Source organism: Kitasatospora sp. GP82 (assembly GCF_029892105.1).
GTDB lineage: Bacteria > Actinomycetota > Actinomycetes > Streptomycetales > Streptomycetaceae > Kitasatospora.
On record NZ_JARZAJ010000013.1, the window covers coordinates 132,462 to 149,459 of the forward strand.

The 16,998-nt window shown below is 72.1% G+C and carries 15 protein-coding genes and 1 pseudogene; 6 read left to right on the forward strand and 10 right to left on the reverse strand.

What is annotated here, in order from left to right; all coding sequences use genetic code 11:
* Nucleotides 1–48 precede the first annotated feature (48 nt).
* Nucleotides 49–657, reverse strand: a complete 609-nt coding sequence (locus P3T39_RS15880) for an HAD family hydrolase (RefSeq protein WP_280698256.1) — start codon at nucleotides 655–657, stop codon at nucleotides 49–51.
* 68 nt (nucleotides 658–725) lie between these two features.
* On the opposite strand from P3T39_RS15880, the pseudogene P3T39_RS15885 reads away from it, so the two are divergent.
* Both P3T39_RS15885 and P3T39_RS15890 read left to right on the forward strand, forming a co-directional pair.
* Nucleotides 726–953, forward strand: a pseudogene (locus P3T39_RS15885) (ABC transporter ATP-binding protein); the annotation flags it as partial.
* Between the two features lie 81 nt (nucleotides 954–1,034).
* Nucleotides 1,035–2,069, forward strand: a complete 1,035-nt coding sequence (locus P3T39_RS15890; RefSeq protein ID WP_280698257.1) for an iron-siderophore ABC transporter substrate-binding protein — start codon at nucleotides 1,035–1,037, stop codon at nucleotides 2,067–2,069.
* A 7-nt stretch (nucleotides 2,070–2,076) separates the two neighbouring features.
* Here the strand turns inward: P3T39_RS15890 and P3T39_RS15895 are convergent, their stop codons facing one another.
* The gene (locus tag P3T39_RS15895; protein ID WP_280698259.1) at nucleotides 2,077–2,889 is read right to left on the reverse strand and encodes a hypothetical protein; all 813 of its coding nucleotides are present in this window, start codon (nucleotides 2,887–2,889) and stop codon (nucleotides 2,077–2,079) included.
* A gap of 336 nt (nucleotides 2,890–3,225) precedes the next feature.
* On the opposite strand from P3T39_RS15895, the gene P3T39_RS15900 reads away from it, so the two are divergent.
* The gene (locus P3T39_RS15900) at nucleotides 3,226–5,760 is read left to right on the forward strand and encodes a helicase C-terminal domain-containing protein (RefSeq protein ID WP_280698262.1); all 2,535 of its coding nucleotides are present in this window, start codon (nucleotides 3,226–3,228) and stop codon (nucleotides 5,758–5,760) included.
* Between the two features lie 153 nt (nucleotides 5,761–5,913).
* Nucleotides 5,914–7,548 (forward strand): DNA repair helicase XPB, encoded by a 1,635-nt coding sequence (locus P3T39_RS15905; RefSeq protein ID WP_348534348.1) that lies wholly within the window; start codon nucleotides 5,914–5,916, stop codon nucleotides 7,546–7,548.
* A gap of 15 nt (nucleotides 7,549–7,563) precedes the next feature.
* On the opposite strand, the gene P3T39_RS15910 is transcribed toward P3T39_RS15905, so the two are convergent.
* Nucleotides 7,564–7,725, reverse strand: a complete 162-nt coding sequence (locus P3T39_RS15910; protein ID WP_280698264.1) for a hypothetical protein — start codon at nucleotides 7,723–7,725, stop codon at nucleotides 7,564–7,566.
* A 299-nt stretch (nucleotides 7,726–8,024) separates the two neighbouring features.
* Between P3T39_RS15910 and P3T39_RS15915 the strand changes: the two genes are divergently transcribed.
* Entirely contained in the window at nucleotides 8,025–10,094 is a 2,070-nt protein-coding gene (locus P3T39_RS15915) for an ATP-binding domain-containing protein (RefSeq protein ID WP_280698265.1), read from the forward strand.
* 101 nt (nucleotides 10,095–10,195) lie between these two features.
* Here P3T39_RS15915 and P3T39_RS15920 read toward each other — a convergent pair whose 3' ends face one another.
* Nucleotides 10,196–10,882: a copper homeostasis protein CutC gene (locus P3T39_RS15920; protein WP_280698271.1), complete on the reverse strand. Its 687-nt coding sequence runs from the start codon at nucleotides 10,880–10,882 to the stop codon at nucleotides 10,196–10,198.
* A 208-nt stretch (nucleotides 10,883–11,090) separates the two neighbouring features.
* On the opposite strand from P3T39_RS15920, the gene P3T39_RS15925 reads away from it, so the two are divergent.
* Nucleotides 11,091–11,723, forward strand: coding sequence for an HD domain-containing protein (locus P3T39_RS15925; RefSeq protein ID WP_280698275.1), 633 nt, complete (start codon nucleotides 11,091–11,093; stop codon nucleotides 11,721–11,723).
* Here the strand turns inward: P3T39_RS15925 and P3T39_RS15930 are convergent.
* The 6 genes from P3T39_RS15930 to thrC all read right to left on the reverse strand — a co-directional run bounded on the left by P3T39_RS15930 (nucleotide 11,704) and on the right by thrC (nucleotide 16,994).
* The gene (locus P3T39_RS15930; protein WP_280698276.1) at nucleotides 11,704–11,973 is read right to left on the reverse strand and encodes a DUF4031 domain-containing protein; all 270 of its coding nucleotides are present in this window, start codon (nucleotides 11,971–11,973) and stop codon (nucleotides 11,704–11,706) included. The genes P3T39_RS15925 and P3T39_RS15930 overlap by 20 nt on opposite strands.
* Entirely contained in the window at nucleotides 11,970–12,329 is a 360-nt protein-coding gene (locus P3T39_RS15935) for a hypothetical protein (protein WP_280698279.1), read from the reverse strand. The genes P3T39_RS15930 and P3T39_RS15935 overlap by 4 nt, the downstream gene beginning before the upstream one ends.
* A 138-nt stretch (nucleotides 12,330–12,467) precedes the next feature.
* On the reverse strand, nucleotides 12,468–14,090 hold the full coding sequence (groL, locus tag P3T39_RS15940) for a chaperonin GroEL (protein ID WP_280698280.1): 1,623 nt from the start codon (nucleotides 14,088–14,090) through the stop codon (nucleotides 12,468–12,470).
* Nucleotides 14,091–14,435: 345 nt separating this feature from the next.
* Nucleotides 14,436–14,642, reverse strand: a complete 207-nt coding sequence (locus P3T39_RS15945) for a cold-shock protein (protein WP_045305217.1) — start codon at nucleotides 14,640–14,642, stop codon at nucleotides 14,436–14,438.
* A 661-nt stretch (nucleotides 14,643–15,303) separates the two neighbouring features.
* Nucleotides 15,304–15,582: a ubiquitin-like small modifier protein 1 gene (locus tag P3T39_RS15950; RefSeq protein ID WP_280698286.1), complete on the reverse strand. Its 279-nt coding sequence runs from the start codon at nucleotides 15,580–15,582 to the stop codon at nucleotides 15,304–15,306.
* Between the two features lie 86 nt (nucleotides 15,583–15,668).
* The gene (thrC, locus tag P3T39_RS15955; RefSeq protein WP_280698289.1) at nucleotides 15,669–16,994 is read right to left on the reverse strand and encodes a threonine synthase; all 1,326 of its coding nucleotides are present in this window, start codon (nucleotides 16,992–16,994) and stop codon (nucleotides 15,669–15,671) included.
* Nucleotides 16,995–16,998 lie beyond the last annotated feature (4 nt).

The window sequence follows — 16,998 nt, forward strand, 5'->3', positions numbered from 1 at the left end:
GCGAGGGCCCGAGAGGCGAGTGCCTACCGACTGAGCCCCCGAGAGGGCCTAGGCCGCCGGGTACTCGGCCAGCCAGGCCGGGAACTCCGTCAGATCGCCGAACACCACGTCGGCCCCGGCCTCGCGCAGCTCAGCCGCTCCGTACGGCCCGGTGGCCACGCCGATCGCGACCGCATCGGCCGCCCGCGCACCCCGGATGTCGCCGAGGTGGTCTCCGACGTACACGGCGGCGCCGTGCTCGCGCAGCGCGTCGCCCTTGGTCTCGGCCCAGGTGTCACCGACCACGATGTCCGGGTCGAGACCGACGTAGTCCAGCTGAAGCCTGGCGTTCGGCTCGTACTTGCCGGTGATCACGGCGACCCGGCCGCCCCTGGCCCGCACCGCCGCCAGGGACTCCCGGGCGCCGGGCAGCACCAGCGTGCCGGGCAGCGCGTGCTCGCGGTAGAGCGAGCGGTAGCGGGTCACCACCTCGTCCAGGTGTTCCGGCGGGAACCAGTTCGCCAGTTCCCGGGCCAGCGGCGGGCCCAGCCTGGTGACCACCAGGTCGCTGTCGATCCAGGTTCCGGTGGCATCGGAGAGCGCCTGATAGGCCGCCTTGATACCGGGTCGGGTGTCGAGCAGGGTCATGTCGAGGTCGAAGCCGACGGTGAGAGCCATGAGGCCCAGGGTATGCGGCAGGTGATCCGCCCCCGATTCACCCGCCGGCCCTATTGCCGGTCGGTCCAAGGCGGTTGAACGTCGAGCGCGGCCGGACGGTGGTGGCCGTGCTGCACGATCTCAACCAGGCCGCGCGGTACGCCGACCACCTGGTGGCGATACGGGACGGACGGATCGTCGCCCAGAGTGCGCCGGGTGAGGTCGTCACGGCGGAGCCGGTCCGCGCGGTCTCCGGCCTTGAGGCGGTGATCGTCCCGGACCCGGTGGTCGTCCCGGGCGCGCCCTGGGCGGGCTGAGCACTAGCGTCACGACAATTCGGACATACTGGGCGGGCAGTTTCCACGACCACCTGCCGACGACCACGCGAGGAGCGCCCGATGCCGCGTCAGCCCTCCCGCCGTACCGTGCTGCTGGGGCTGGCCGGACTGGCCGCGCTCGGCGCGGGGGCGCTGCCCGGGTGCACCTCCACGGCTCGCGGCCCGGCCACGACGGCCACCTCGTCCGGACTCTCGCCCACACCGTCGCCCGTCGGCCCCGACAACGAGCCGCCCAGCCCGCAGCCCCTGCCCAGCACCACCGTCACCGCCGCCACCGGCGTAGTGGCGGTCCCCGGCTCGCCGACCCGGGTGGTCGCCCTGGACACCGCCGAACTCGACTCGGCGATCACCCTCGGAATCACCCCCCTCGGCGCCGCCCAAGCCCCCGCCGACCACGGCCTGCCCGACTACTGGCCCGCCTCCTGGCTGGCCGGCATCGCCACCGTCGGCACCATCGGCGACCCCGACACCGCGATGATCGCCTCACTCGGCCCCCAGCTGATCCTCGGCAACCAGACCCGCGACGGCGCCCGCTACGACGCCCTGAGCAGGATCGCCCCCACCGTCCTCACCCAGACCACCGGCTACCCCTGGAAGACCAACTTCCAGCTGCACGCCCAAGCCCTCGGCCGCCAGGAGCAGGCTGCCGCAGTCGTCAGCGCGTACGGACGGCACGTGTCACAGACCGCCCAGGCGATCGCCGACGCGGGCTCGGCCGGGAAGCGGATCAGTATCGTCCGCTTCGTCGAGGGCTCGCCGAACGTCCGGCTGTACGGCAGGCAGAGCTTTGTCGGGACGTTGCTGGCCGACCTCCAACTCGGGCGTCCGGACCCGCAGAACGTCGACCAGTTCGACATCGAGGTGCCGCCCGACCAGATCGCCAAGGCCGACGGCGACCTGCTTCTCTACTCCATCTACGGCGACCCCGCGAAGGCCGGGGCCACCGCCGTCCTGGCCGGCAGCGGCTGGCAGTCGCTGAACGCCGTCAAGACCCACCGGGCCTTCTCGGTGGACGACCAGCTCTGGTTCGAGGGCATCGGCTACACCGGGGCCAACCTCATCCTCGCCGAGCTCCAGCGCTTCCTGGGCGGGTGAACGCGGGTCAGCCCCCCTGCGGGCGGCGGCGGAGGTTGAGCACCAGCAGGAAGAGCGCCGAGAGGACCGCCGCCAACCGCAGCACACCGGGAGCGGCGGCCCATGCCTCGTGGTTGAGCTGCTCCCCCGGCGTGAGCGGAGAGCCCCAACGGCCCTGCGACCGGCCCCAGAACCAGACCGTCGAACCGGTCATGCTGATCAGCGGAATGCCGAAGACCGCGAACTTCTTGGTGAAGTCGCCCAGTTTGGCGGAGAGATACGCGGCGGCCCAACCGATCAGCATCACCAGGATCTGACCCGTCACCGCCCCGGCGAGCAGCACGATCGCGGCCACCAGAAGCAGCAGCGAGGGGCGGCGGCCACTCAGGAGGCCTACGGAGCGCGGCGGTTGGCCGTCGGACGCAAGTGCTCCCTCGATGCCCGGCTGCTCCTCCTCGGCGGACTCCTTGCGCTGGTCCGGGATACGGGGGCCGGCGGCGGGATCGGCGGCGCCGAAGTCGAGGACGACGCTGTCCCAACCGGGGAAGTCCGCGGCGCTCACTCCGCGGCCCGGCGCGGCCTTGGCGGTCAGCCAAGCGCCGTCCATGGCCTCGGCCTCCGAGCGCGCACCCGCCGCCGCGCCGGGTTTCTCCAGCGGTACGGACGGTACGGCCGGGGGTGGTGCGGGCGGCGTCGGCGATGCCATGGGCACCTCCGGCGCGTACACGCTCTCCGCCTCGGCGCCCTGCTGCTCCGCGCCCTGCTGCCCGAGGACGCGCCAAGGCCCGTCCACCCGCCACCACTCGCCACCCGCGCGGCCGCCCTCGTGCCCGTCCGCCATAGCCCGTCACCCCGCCTCAGATCGCCCGACCCCGCTGATCGCTGAAGGTACCCACTCCCTGATACCCAGGCGAGCCCCACACGCCCCCGCGCCCCAACCACACCCTGCAAAGCCCGCAGGTGCGCGGGAAACCCCCACACCAGGATCCCTGCCGCACCGACCAGCCATGCGCCACCTCAAGGGCGCGGGGAACTGCGCGGCCAACCACACACCGCGTGATCCCCGCCGCACCGCCCAGCCATGCAACGCCTTTAGGGGCGCATGGCTGGTCGGGTAGACGCGTCCCGGCGTTGTTCCCGTCCGCCGGCCTCAGCCCGGCCGACTAAGCTGGGCCGGATGACCGCATCGCAGCGCGAGCCGCGCCCCGGCCGGGCCGCCGCCGCACCACGCACGCTCGCCGAGGAGCTCCGCGCCCGCAGCGACGAGGCACTGGCCGAGCTGCTGCGGGCCCGTCCCGACCTGCTCAATCCGGTGCCCAGCGACCTGACGCAACTCGCGGCCCGCCTCTCCAGCCGGGCCTCCGCCCTGCGCGCGCTGGAGCTCCTGGACCGCTTCACCCTCCAGGTCGCCGAGGCCCTGGCCGCCACCCCCGACGGCAGCCCCGAGGCCGCCGTCCGCAATCTGCTGGCCGGCCCCGCCCGGGTCAAGGCGCATCCGCTGGCCGACCCCGTCGACCGCGCCGCCGTCACCGCCGCGCTGCCCGCCGCGCTGGCCACCCTCCGCAGTCGGGCGCTGCTCTGGGGCCCTGACTCCGCCCTGCGCCTGGTGATCGCCGTCCGCGAGGCACTCGCCCCGAGCGCCAACAACCCGGGCCGTACAGGCCTGGGGCCCACCCTCGCCGAGGCCACGACGGGTATGTCACCGGCCCGTCTGCAGCAGCTGCTGGCCGGTGCCGGGCTGCCGCCCACCCCGGACCCGGTGACCGCCGTTGCCGCGCTCGCCGCCCTGCTGGCGGACCGCAAGCGCTGCGCGGCCCTGCTCGCCGAGGCCCCGGAGGCCGCGCTCGCCCTGCTGGAGAAGCTGGTCTGGGGCCCGCCCACCGGTACCGTCCCGGACGCCGCCCGCCAGGTGACCGCCGACGAGGCCCGCAGCCCGGTCGAGTGGCTGCTGGCGCGCGGACTGCTGCTGCCGTCCAGCCCCGGTTCGGTGGTACTCCCCCGCGAGCTGGCCCTACATCTGCGCGGCGGCCGCAGCCACCGTACGGTCACGCCCGTCGTGCCCCGGCCGACACCCGCCGCCGAACGCGATCCACAGGCTGTGGACAGTGCCGCCGCAGGGCAGGCGTACACCGCAGTCCGCACCGTCGAGGAGCTGCTGGACAGCTGGGGCCTGACGCCGCCGCCCGGTCTGCGCGCGGGCGGCCTCGGCGTACGCGACCTCAAGCGGGCCGCGCTCGCCCTGGAGTGCTCCGAGAGCACCGCCGCCTTCTGGCTCGAACTCGCCTACGCCGCAGGACTGTTGGCTCCCGACGGAGAAGCGGACGAGCGCTGGGCCCCCACCCCGGCGTACGACACCTGGCTCCAGCAGCCCGTCGCCGAGCGCTGGGCGCTGCTCGCCCGCAGCTGGCTCGCCACCACCCGGGTCGCCCAGCTCACCGGTACCCCTGACGGCAAGGGCAAGGCCCGCGCCGCGCTCGGCCCCGAGCTCGACCGCACCCTCGCCCCGTCGGTACGCCGTGCCACGCTCGCCGCGCTGGCCGCACTGCCACCCGGCAGCACCGCCACCGCCGACGCGCTGCTGCCCGTCCTGCAGTGGCAGCGGCCGCTGCGCGGCGGCCCCGCCCAGCCGGACGGCCGCGAACTGCGCGACCACCTCACCGACTGGACCCTCGCCGAGGCCGAACTGCTCGGGCTGACCGGACGCGGCGCCCTCGCCACCCCCGCCCGTACGCTGCTGGACGGCGGCGACCCGGTGGCCGTCCTCGCGCCACTGCTGCCGCAGCCGCTCGACCATGTGATCCTGCAGCCCGACCTCACCGCGATCGCACCGGGCCCGCTGCTGACCCCGCTCGCCCAGGCGCTGGCGCTCTGCGCGGACATCGAGTCCAAGGGCGGGGCCACGGTCTACCGCTTCACCGGCGAGTCCGTCCGCCGCGCCCTGGATGCCGGGCGCACCGCCTCCGACCTGCACGCCTTCCTGGAGCAGCACTCCCGAACGGGGGTCCCGCAGCCGCTGAGCTATCTGATCGACGACGTCGCACGCAGGCACGGCGTACTGCGGGTCGGCGCCGCCTCCTCGTACCTGCGCTGCGACGACACCGCGCTGCTGGCCGAGGTGCTCGCCGACCGGCGGGCCGTGGAACTGCGGCTGCGGCTGCTCGCCCCGACGGTGCTGGCCGCCCAGGCCGCGCCCGAGACCCTGCTCTCGGTCCTGCGCGGCATGGGCTTCGCACCGGCCGCCGAGTCCACCGAGGGCGACGTGCTGATCACTCGCCCCGACAGCCACCGCACCCCGCCGAGGACCGCCCCGGCACCGGTCCCCGGCGGCCCGCCGCGCCCCGACGACGTCCTGCTGGGCGCCGCGATCAAGGCGGTGCGCGCGGGCGACCGGGCGGCCACCGCCGTCCGACGGGAGACGGTGGCCGGGCCGGCTGCCACGCCGCAGCAGACCGGACCGGCCCGAACCGATCTGCGCCAGCTCCCGCGCACCGCCGCCGCCGACACCCTGGCCGCCCTGCAGACAGCCGTCCTGCTCGGCGAGCGGATGTGGATCGGCTACGTCAACGCGGAGGGACTGGCCTCCCAGCGCGTCGTCGACCCGGTCAAGGTCGAGGGCGGCTTCGTGACGGCGTACGACCACCTCACGGACGAAGTCCGTACCTTCGCCCTGCACCGCATCACCGGCGTCGCCGAGGTGGACGAATCCGCCTGACCCCCCACGAGGTCACCCGGATTACGCCGGAGGAGCTGCCCACCGAAGTGCAGGACCTTGGAGGTGCGCGCCCGGTGCGGAACACTGGAAGGTCCGCCACCCGGATGCGGGACACTGGAAAGTCTGCGACAGAACCTACGGAGGTTGCCCCGCGTGAACGACGGACCGCTCATCGTCCAGAGCGACAAGACACTGCTCCTGGAGATCGACCACCCGAAGGCCGCCGACTGCCGTCGGGTGATCGCGCCATTCGCGGAGCTGGAGCGAGCCCCCGAGCACGTGCACACCTACCGCGTCACACCGCTCGGCCTGTGGAACGCCCGTGCCGCCGGCCATGACGCCGAGCAGGTCGTGGACGCCCTGGTGAAGTACTCGCGCTACCCGGTGCCGCACGCGCTGCTGGTGGACATCGCCGAGACCATGGCCCGCTACGGGCGGCTGACCCTCAGCAAGCACCCGGTGCACGGCCTGGTGCTGACCACCACCGACCGGCCGGTGCTGGAGGAGGTGCTGCGCTCCAAGCGGGTCGCCCCGCTGGTCGGCGCCCGGATCGACCCGGACAGCGTGGTCGTGCACCCCTCCGAGCGCGGCCAGATCAAGCAGGTGCTGCTCAAGCTGGGCTGGCCCGCCGAGGACCACGCCGGGTACGTGGACGGCGAGGCCCACCCGATCCACCTGGAGGAGGACGGCTGGCAGCTGCGCCCGTACCAGAAGCAGGCCGTCGAGGGCTTCTGGCACGGCGGCAGCGGCGTGGTCGTGCTGCCCTGCGGCGCGGGCAAGACGCTGGTCGGCGCGGCGGCGATGGCCGAGGCCAAGTCGACCACGCTGATCCTGGTCACCAACACCGTCTCGGCCCGGCAGTGGAAGCACGAGCTGGTCAAGCGGACCTCGCTGACCGAGGACGAGATCGGCGAGTACAGCGGGACGAAGAAGGAGATCCGCCCGGTCACCATCGCCACGTACCAGGTGATGACCACCAAGCGGAAGGGTGCCTATGCGCACCTGGAGCTCTTCGACGCCCGCAACTGGGGCCTGGTGGTCTACGACGAGGTGCACCTGCTGCCCGCGCCGGTCTTCAAGTTCACCGCCGATCTGCAGGCCCGGCGCCGGCTCGGCCTGACCGCGACGCTGGTGCGCGAGGACGGCCGCGAGGGCGACGTCTTCTCGCTGATCGGGCCCAAGCGCTTCGACGCACCGTGGAAGGAGATCGAGGCCCAGGGCTACATCGCCCCGGCCGACTGCTGCGAGGTCCGGGTCACCCTCACCGACTCCGAGCGGCTGGCCTATGCGACCGCCGAGCCCGAGGAGCGGTACCGCTTCTGCTCGACCACGGCGACCAAGCGCCGGGTGGTGGAGTCCCTGGTGCGCAAGCACGAGAAGGACCAGACCCTGATCATCGGTCAGTACATCGACCAGCTGGACGAGTTGGGCGAGTCGCTCGACGCCCCGGTGATCAAGGGCGAGACCAGCAACACCCAGCGCGAGAAGCTCTTCGACGCGTTCCGGAACAAGGAGATCAGCGTGCTGGTGGTCTCCAAGGTGGCCAACTTCTCCATCGACCTGCCGGAGGCGACCGTCGCCATCCAGGTCTCCGGGACTTTCGGCTCCCGCCAGGAGGAGGCCCAGCGCCTCGGCCGGGTACTGCGGCCCAAGGCGGACGGCCACGCGGCCCACTTCTACTCGGTGGTGGCCCGCGACACCGTGGACCAGGACTTCGCCGCCCACCGGCAGCGCTTCCTGGCCGAGCAGGGCTACGCGTACCGGATCATCGACGCGGACGACGTGTAACCGCGTCACGGAGTGTCATCCGAGCCTGACGCCGTCGCGCCCGAGGAAGACCACGCGCGCGGCGGTGTCGAGCATGATCCCGACATTGCGGACGGCCTGCGCCATCGGGCTGCGGCGACGGTTGTCGGTGGTGGTGCTTCCGGCAGGCCTGCGCTGGGTGGTGCGTTCGGTGTTCATGTCCTCAACCGTAGGATTCCGGCCACCCCCGAAGCGTCAGCCCAGAGGGCGCAAAGACCGGGCCCTTCGTCCTTCTTCAGGCGTACGAGCCCCCTACGTCGCGGCCTACCCGACCCTGAGAGAAATGATTAGCACCGGGCTCGGCGGCGGTCTATGATCTCCCGTCTGCCCCTCCCGAACCGTGGTGCCAACCGTCGGCAGCCGTGGGAGCCCCGGCCGGTCGGCAACCGGTCGCGTCCTTCACTGTGAGCTACGACGAGTCCGCCGCCCCATCGCGAGGGCGGCCGGGAAGGTTCGCTGTGCACGCCCCCACCACCGACCCCCTTCAACGCGAGCGCGGCCATCTGGCCGCCTCCCGGGCCGCACTCAAGGCCATGCGCGAGGACGTGGAGTCCCTCGACCTGCGCGATGTCACCGGCACCTGGGTCTCCGCCGCCGTTCTGCAGAATCAGATCGAGCTGCGCATCGCGGCCCTGGCCGACCTCGCCCACACCCCGCTGTTCTTCGGCCGCCTGGACTATCTGCACGCCATCAGCGAGGAGCTGGCCGAAGGAGGCACGGGCGAGCGGTTCTACATCGGGCGCAGGCACGTGCACGACGCGGACGGCGACCCGATGGTGATCGACTGGCGTGCGCCGGTCTCCCAGCCCTTCTACCGGGCCAGCCGCACCGACCCGATGGACGTCGATCGCCGCCGCCGATTCGGTTACACCGGCGGCGAGTTGACCGCGTACGAGGACGAGAACCTCACCGATCCGGCCGAGACGGAAACGGCCTCCGCGCTGCTCGCGGCCGAGATCGAGAAGCCCCGCGTCGGGCCGATGCGCGACATCGTCGCCACCATCCAGCCCGAGCAGGACGAGATCGTCCGCGCCGACATCTCCGGCACGGTCTGCGTCCAGGGCGCCCCCGGCACCGGGAAGACCGCCGTCGGCCTGCACCGAGTCGCGTACCTGCTCTACGCACACCGCGACCGCCTCGCCCGGACGGGCACCCTGGTGATCGGGCCGAACCGCTCCTTCCTCCACTACATCGAGCAAGTCCTGCCCGCACTCGGCGAGTTGGACGTGGCCCAGGCCACCGTCCAGGAGCTGGTCAACCATGTCGAGGTGCGCGGCACGGACAGCGCCGAGGCAGCAACGATCAAGGGCGACCCGAGGATGGCCGAGGTGCTGCGCCGGGCCGTCCGGGCCGGGATCAGCCTGCCCACCGAACCCTGCGTGGTGGTGCGCGGCTCGCGCCGCTGGCGCGTACCGGCGTACGAACTGGTCGAGATCATCGAGGAGTTGAAGAGCCGCGAGATCCGCTACGGCGCAGCCGGCGAGGCCCTGCCGCAGCGCATCGCGCACGCCGTCCTGCTGAAGATGGAGCAGGGCGGCGAGGCCCCCGACGACCGGGTCCAGGATGCGGTCGCCCGCAACGCGGCGGTGAAGGCGGTGGTCAAGCAGTGCTGGCCGCCGGTGGACCCGGCCAGGCTGGTGCACCGGCTGCTCACCGACGCGGCGTTCCTGGCCGAGTGCGCGGACGGCGTCCTGGACGCCGAGGAGCAGGCTGCGATCCGATGGCCCAAGCCCGGCCGCTCCCTGAAGGTCGCGCCGTGGACGCCCGCCGACGCCGTACTCGTGGACGAGGCAGCCGACCTGGTGCAGCGCACCCCCTCGCTCGGGCATGTGGTGCTGGACGAGGCGCAGGACCTCTCCCCCATGCAGTACCGGGCCGTCGGCCGCCGCTGCTCCACCGGGTCCGCGACCATCCTCGGCGACCTCGCCCAGGGCACCACCCCGTGGGCCACGGGGAGTTGGCCCGAGGCCCTGCACCACCTCGGCAAGCCCGCCGCCCACGTCGAGGAGCTCACCACCGGCTTCCGGGTGCCCGAGAAGGTCATCGCGTACGCCTCCCGGCTGCTGCCCGCGATCGCCCCCGGCCTGGCTCCGGCGACCTCCATCCGCGACACGCCCGGCTCACTGGCGATCGAACGCGTCGACGGCGCCACGGGCGGGCCGGGCGAGGCGGTGATCGAGGCGGTGATCGCGGCCTGCCGCAGGGCCCTGGCCCGTGAGGGCTCCACCGGCCTGATCGCCGCCGACGCCCGGATCCCCCTGCTGGCCGAGGCGCTGACCGAGGCGGGCCTGCCCTTCCTCGACCCCGGCACCGAGACCAGCACCGAGGCGCGGCTGACCCTCGTCCCCGCGTCACTGGCCAAGGGTTTGGAGTACGACTACGTCGTACTGGACGAACCCGCCGCCGTGGTCGCGGGCGAGCCGGACGAGCGCACCGGCCTGCGCCGCCTGTACGTCGCACTCACCCGCGCCGTCTCCGGCCTGACAATGGTCCACGCCGAGCCCCTGCCGGACCAACTGCGGGCCTGATCACCTCACGAGCGCGGAACCCTGTTAGGGGCAACGGGGAAGCCGCTCGGGGGCGCGGGGCTCTGAATGGCTCCCCCGTTGCCCCTGAAAGGGCTACCGGCTCAGTTGTCGATCAGGGCCCGCCACTCGGCGACCTTGGCGGGGTCGACCGGGGCGGTCCAGCCGCCGGGGCGGACGGCGCCGCCGATGTGGAAGGCGTCGAAGCCGGATGCCCGCAGGGCGGGGACGTGCTCGGCCCGGAGTCCGCCGCCGACCAGGATCCGCTGGCGGTAGCCCGGCTCCCCGGCCTGGGCCAGTTCGCCAAGCAGGGTCTCCCGGCCCGCCCCCACCCCGGTGGGCGAGCCGGAGGTCAGGAAGGTGTCCAGGCCGGGCAGTTCGGCGACGGCGGCCCGGACGGCGGCCCGGTCCGCGCTGTGGTCGATGGCCCGGTGGAAGGTCCACCGGCAGTCCGCGACGGCCTCGGCGACGGCGGTGGTCGCGGCCAGGTCCACGGCCCCGTCGGCATCCAGGAAGCCGAGGACGAACTCCTCTGCGCCCTCGGCCCGCAGCGCGGCGGCCCGGTCGCACAGCTCGTCGAGGTCGCCCGGGGCGAAGCCGTCCCGGATGCGCAGCATCACCCGCAGCGGGACGGCCACGGCGGCCCGGATGGCGGCGAAGTCGGCGACCGACGGGGTCAGTCCGTCGGCGGCCATGTCCGCGACCAGTTCGAGGCGGTCGGCGCCGCCGGACTCGGCCGCCTGGGCATCCTGCGCGGTCAGCGCGATGACTTCGAGAATTGGTCTAGACATGTCGCTACTCTGCCATACCACGGGCCGCCCCGGCGAGCCCCCGTCACCCGAAAGCCCCGAGCGGCGCCGGCCGGGCCGCGTCCACCGAGGCCGGACGGCTGTCATGCCGCTGCACATATCGGCGAACGGCTGTACCGCCCACCGCAAGTACTGACGTTCCATCGACTCCGCCTGACGCACCGCCCACCCGACCCGCCACAATGACCCCATGCCTTCCGAAGCCCTGCTCGACCGCTGGCACGCCCTGCTGACCCGCTGCGGCGCCACCGCCGATCCCGCGCCGTACGGGCACGACCTGCTGACGCGCTGGGCCGAGCCGCAGCGCCGGTACCACACCGTCCACCACCTTCGGGCGGTCCTGGAACAGGTGGACGCCCTCGCCGGGGACGCCGACGACCCGGACGCCGTCCGGCTGGCCGCCTGGTTCCACGACGCGGTCTACCGCCCCGAGCGGTCCGAGAACGAGGAGCGCAGCGCCCAGTTGGCGGTCCGCGCGCTGCGCGAGGCGGGGGTGGCCGAGGCCCTGGTCGCCGAAGTCGCCAGGCTGGTGCGGCTCACCGTCACCCATCACCCCGAGCCCGGGGACCGCAACGGCGAGGTGCTCTGCGACGCCGACCTGGCCGTACTCGGCGGCTCGCCGGAGGCGTACGCGGCGTACGCGGCCGCCGTCCGCGAGGAGTACGGCTTCGTCCCCGAGGACGCCTTCCGGGCCGGACGGGCCGATGTACTGCGGCAGTTGCTCGATCTGCCCGCGCTCTACCGCACGCCCGGCGCGCGGGAGCGCTTCGACGCCCGGGCCCGGGCCAACCTGGCCGCCGAGCTCAGCGCTCTGACACGCTGACCTTCCGGCGCCGCAGCCCGGCGGCCGTCAGCCGGGCCACCAGTTCCCTGCTGCCGACCGGCTGCGCACCCAGCCTCAGCGCGTCCCGGTAGCGGGCCTCCGGGATGTCGTAGTGATCCCGTTCGAAGGCTCGCGGCGGGGCGCCCAACCGCTCGGCGAAGGCGTGCAGTTCCTCGTACGAGACGTCGCTGGCCAGGTGCGACCAGAGCCTGCCGTGGCCCGGCCAGGTCGGCCGGTCGATCAGGATCACGAGAGCTGTCCGACCGGCGCCACCACGAGGCCCTCCTTGCCGCAGACCCAGTGCGGCTCGGGCCCCAGCTCGGGCTCGACGCTCAGCGCGTGCGGGTCGCCTTCGGCGGCGCAGGCGGTGCACAGCGGCCAGCGGCCGTACGCCTCCAGCAGCGCGTCCTGCACGTCCTGGGCCAGCAGACCGAGCACGAACTCCGTCCCGTCCGGCCACTGTTCCAGCCACCAGCGGCGGTGGGTGACCGCGTCCTCGACCATCGAGACGACCGCCGCCTCGGCCGCGCCCCTGGCGGTGAGGTCGGCGAGGATCAGCGCCCGTGCGGTGTGCAGTGCGGTTTCGATGTCAGTGGAGGAAGGCATCCGCCCATTGTCCCGCAGCCGGACGGCCGGCGGCCCGCGCGCACTCCCGCGCGGGGGTGAACGCCGCGAGGGCGGCCTCCCGCAGTGGGGAGACCGCCCTCGCGAACGCTTCGAACTCGCCGATCCTGGAGGTCAGGATCAGAAGTCCATGTCACCGCCCGGCATGCCGCCGCCGGCGGCCGCAGCGGCCTTCTCCGGCTTGTCGGCGATGACGGCCTCGGTGGTGAGGAAGAGCGCCGCGATGGAGGCGGCGTTCTGCAGCGCGGAGCGGGTGACCTTGGCCGGGTCGATGATGCCCGACGCGATCAGGTCGACGTACTCGTTGGTGGCGGCGTTCAGGCCGTGACCGGCGGGGAGGTTGCGCACCTTCTCCACCACGACGCCGCCCTCGAGGCCGGCGTTGGTCGCGATCTGCTTGATCGGGGCCTCCAGCGCCACGCGGACGATGTTGGCACCGGTGGCCTCGTCGCCCTCGAGCTCCAGCTTGTCGAACGCGACACCGGCCTGCAGCAGGGCGACGCCACCACCGGCGACGATGCCCTCCTCGACGGCGGCCTTCGCGTTGCGGACGGCGTCCTCGATGCGGTGCTTGCGCTCCTTGAGCTCGACCTCGGTGGCCGCGCCGGCCTTGATGACGGCCACGCCGCCGGCCAGCTTGGCGAGGCGCTCCTGGAGCTTCTCGCGGTCGTAGTCCGAGTCGCTGTTCTCGATCTCGGCGCGGATCTGGTTGACGCGACCGGCAACCTGCTCGCTGTCGCCGCCACCGTCGACGATGGTCGTCTCGTCCTTGGTGATGACGACCTTGCGGGCGGAGCCCAGCAGGTCCAGACCGGCGTTCTCCAGCTTGAGGCCGACCTCCTCGGAGATGACGGTGCCACCGGTGAGGATGGCGATGTCGCCGAGCATGGCCTTGCGGCGGTCACCGAAGCCCGGGGCCTTGACGGCGACGGACTTGAAAGTGCCACGGATCTTGTTCACGACCAGGGTCGACAGGGCCTCGCCCTCGACGTCCTCGGCGATGATGACCAGCGGCTTGCCGCTCTGCATGACCTTCTCCAGCAGCGGGAGCAGGTCCTTGACCGAACCGATCTTGGAGTTGGCGATGAGGATGTAGGGGTCCTCGAAGGACGCCTCCATCCGCTCCAGGTCGGTGGCGAAGTAGGCGGAGATGTAGCCCTTGTCGAAGCGCATGCCCTCGGTGAGCTCAAGCTCCAGGCCGAAGGTGTTGCTCTCCTCGACGGTGATGACGCCTTCCTTGCCGACCTTGTCCATGGCCTCGGCGATGAGCTCGCCGATCTGGGTGTCGGCGGCGGAGATGGACGCGGTGGAGGCGATCTGCTCCTTGGTCGTCACCTCCTGGGCCTGGGCGAGCAGCTGGTCCGAGACGGCGGCGACGGCCTTCTCGATACCGCGCTTCAGGGCCATCGGGTTGGCGCCGGCGGCGACGTTGCGCAGACCCTCGCGAACGAGCGCCTGGGCGAGCACGGTGGCGGTGGTGGTGCCGTCACCCGCGACGTCGTCGGTCTTCTTGGCGACCTCCTTGACGAGCTCCGCACCGATCTTCTCGTACGGGTCCTCGAGCTCGATCTCCTTGGCGATGGAGACACCGTCGTTGGTGATCGTGGGGGCGCCCCACTTCTTCTCAAGGACGACGTTGCGGCCCTTGGGGCCCAGCGTCACCTTGACGGCGTCGGCAAGCTGGTTCATGCCGCGCTCAAGGCCGCGGCGAGCTTCCTCGTCAAACGCGATGATCTTGGCCATCGGAAGTGGTCCTCCAGGACACGGTCGACTGCTCGGACCAGAGGTGCCCGCGACGGACGGCCCTGCGAGCGGGGGTCCCTTCCCCTGCCGCTCCCTGAGGCCTCACCGACCCAGTCCGTTTGTCACTCTCAAGCTGAGAGTGCTAACGCCAATGATTAGCACTCTGGGGTATCGAGTGCAAGCCCAATGCGGCAGTGTCGAGGGGGGATCGGCAGTCGGGGCGGATCCGGCCGGCAGCGCCCCGGACACGGCAGCGGGCCCGCACGACAGCTGTCGTACGGGCCCGCTGCACAAGTGACTGAGCGCCAGCTCGCGACCGAGCCGAGGGCTCCGCAGGTCGGAAGGTCAGACCGCAGCGTTGCGGACCATGTCCGCCTGCGGACCCTTCTGTCCCTGGGAGATCTCGAACTCGACCCGCTGGCCCTCTTCGAGGGTGCGGTAGCCGTCCATCTGGATCGCGCTGTAGTGGACGAACACGTCCGCACCACCGTCGACCGCGATGAAGCCGTAGCCCTTCTCCGCGTTGAACCACTTGACGGTGCCCTGAGCCATTCCGAACTCCCCTTGTGCTGTGCTGGCCCTTCACGGGCCCGCAGGGTGCGGGCCCAGGTTGGTAGGCCGGCCCGAGGGAACCCCCCCTGGGCACAGCCGTGCACGCCGCAAGCCACCACCGATTCCCGGGAGTTGCCGGTCCGGTGGGTGATTGCGTACGACCGCGGCTGAATGTATCCGGACAGACGCCCTCTGCAACAGGCCCAACTTCCGGGAATTCCCGCCGGAAGTTATCGGATATCGCGGGATAAAAGCGGCAGAGACCGTCAATTCCCGCCGGGCATAGCGGACGAATTGCCGCAAATCGCCGATAGATTTCTGACGTCGTCCTGACATCTTCTGCCGCGCACTGTGTGGAGTCCGTCTCAGCGGCCGGACGAGCCTTGCGCATGCGATCGGCTGACGGAGCATCAGTAGCGGCCGCCGGACTGCGGCTGCGCTCCGAGGACTGAGCGGCGGGGGGAGTACGCCGACACCTGCGCACTTTACCCTCAGTTGCGGGCATGCTTTTCCACCGGCACGCCAAGAGCCGCCGACCGGCACGGAAATAAACATTCCGTACCCGTCGACGGCTCCTGTCGTGGTAACGGGCATAGGCACCCGCAGGCACCGGCCGAGACCGGAGGGTCTCAGACCCTCCGGCAATTGGGGGGTCCAGGGCTCAGCAGCCGCCGGCCACCGCCGGAATGACGGAGACGCTGGCGCCGTCCTTGATCTCGGTCTCCAGGCCCTTGTCGAAGCGCACGTCGTCGTCGTTGACATAGACGTTGACGAAGCGGCGCAGCTTGCCGGCGTCGTCCAGGATGCGCGCGGCGATGCCGGGGTGGTTGGCGTCCAGGTCGGCGATGACGGCGGCCAGGGTGGCGCCCTCGGCGCTCACCTCGGAGGCACCGCCGGTGTAGGTGCGCAGGATGGTCGGGATGCGGACGGAAGCACTCATGGTCGAAGCTCCTCAGTGGGGGTGGTGGTCTCGGGCCCACGGGCCCGGCCGACCGGGCGGGTGGCGTCGGGCAGCGGCGAGGCGGCTCACGCGGAGGCCGGGCCGGCGGCCCGACTGTGCTGGTCGAGGATTCCGCTGGCGCGGAGGGAGTCCAGCGTCGGGCGGATGGTGGCGGTCAGGCCCGCGTCGGACACCGCGTCGAGGGTCTTCAGGCCGTCGCCGGTGTTGATCGCGACGGTCTCCCTGGCCGGGTCCAGCCGCCCGGTCTCGACCAGCTTCTTCAGCACACCGACGGTCACGCCACCGGCGGTCTCGGCGAAGATGCCCTCGGTACGGGCCAGTAGTTTGATCGCGGCCACCACCTCGGCGTCGGTGACGTCCTCGACGGCGCCGCCGGTGCGGCGGGCGATGTCCAGCACGTACGGACCGTCGGCGGGGTTGCCGATCGCCAGCGACTTGGCGATGGTGTCCGGCTTGACCGGACGGATCACGTCGTGGCCCGCCTTGAAGGCGGCGGAGACCGGCGAGCAGCCCTCCGCCTGGGCACCGAAGATCCGGTACGGCCGGTCCTCGACCAGTCCGAGCCTGATCAGCTCCTGCAGTCCCTTGTCGATCTTGGTGAGCTGGGAGCCGGAGGCGATCGGAATGACGATCTGCTCCGGCAGCCGCCAGCCGAGCTGCTCGCAGATCTCGTACGCCAGGGTCTTGGAGCCCTCGCCGTAGTACGGACGGAGGTTGACGTTGACGAAGCCCCAGCCCTCGCCGGCCGGGTCGCCGATCAGCTCGGAGCAGAACCGGTTCACATCGTCGTAGTTGCCCTCGATGCCGACCAGTTCGCCGCCGTAGACACCGGCCATGACGACCTTGCCCTGCTCCAGGTCATGCGGGATGAACACGCAGGACCTGAACCCGGCCCGGGCGGCCGCGGCGCCCACCGCACCGGCCAGGTTGCCGGTCGAGGAGCAGGAGAGGGTGGTGAAGCCGAAGGCGCGCGCCGCCTCGATGGCACAGGCGACCACCCGGTCCTTGAAGGAGTGGGTCGGGTTGCCCGAGTCGTCCTTGATGTGCAGCTGTGCGGTGAAGCCCAGCTCGCGGCCCAGGTTGTCGGCCTTGACCAGCGGGGTCCAGCCGGGGTTCAGGTTGGGCTTGGCGGCGACATCGGCCGGGACTGGCAGCAGCGGGGCGTAACGCCAGATGCTGGCCGGGCCCGCCTCGATCCGCCCGCGCAGCTCCTCGGCTTCGTACGAGCCGAAGTCGTAGGCGATCTCCAGCGGGCCGAAGCACTCGAGACACGCGAAACTGGGACCGAGCGGGAAGCGGGTACCGCACTCGCGACAGGACAGCGCTGCGGCGGGGCCGAGGTCCGGGCCGAGGTCGACGGTCGCGGTAGCTGCGGGGGTAGCGGTAGCCATAGTG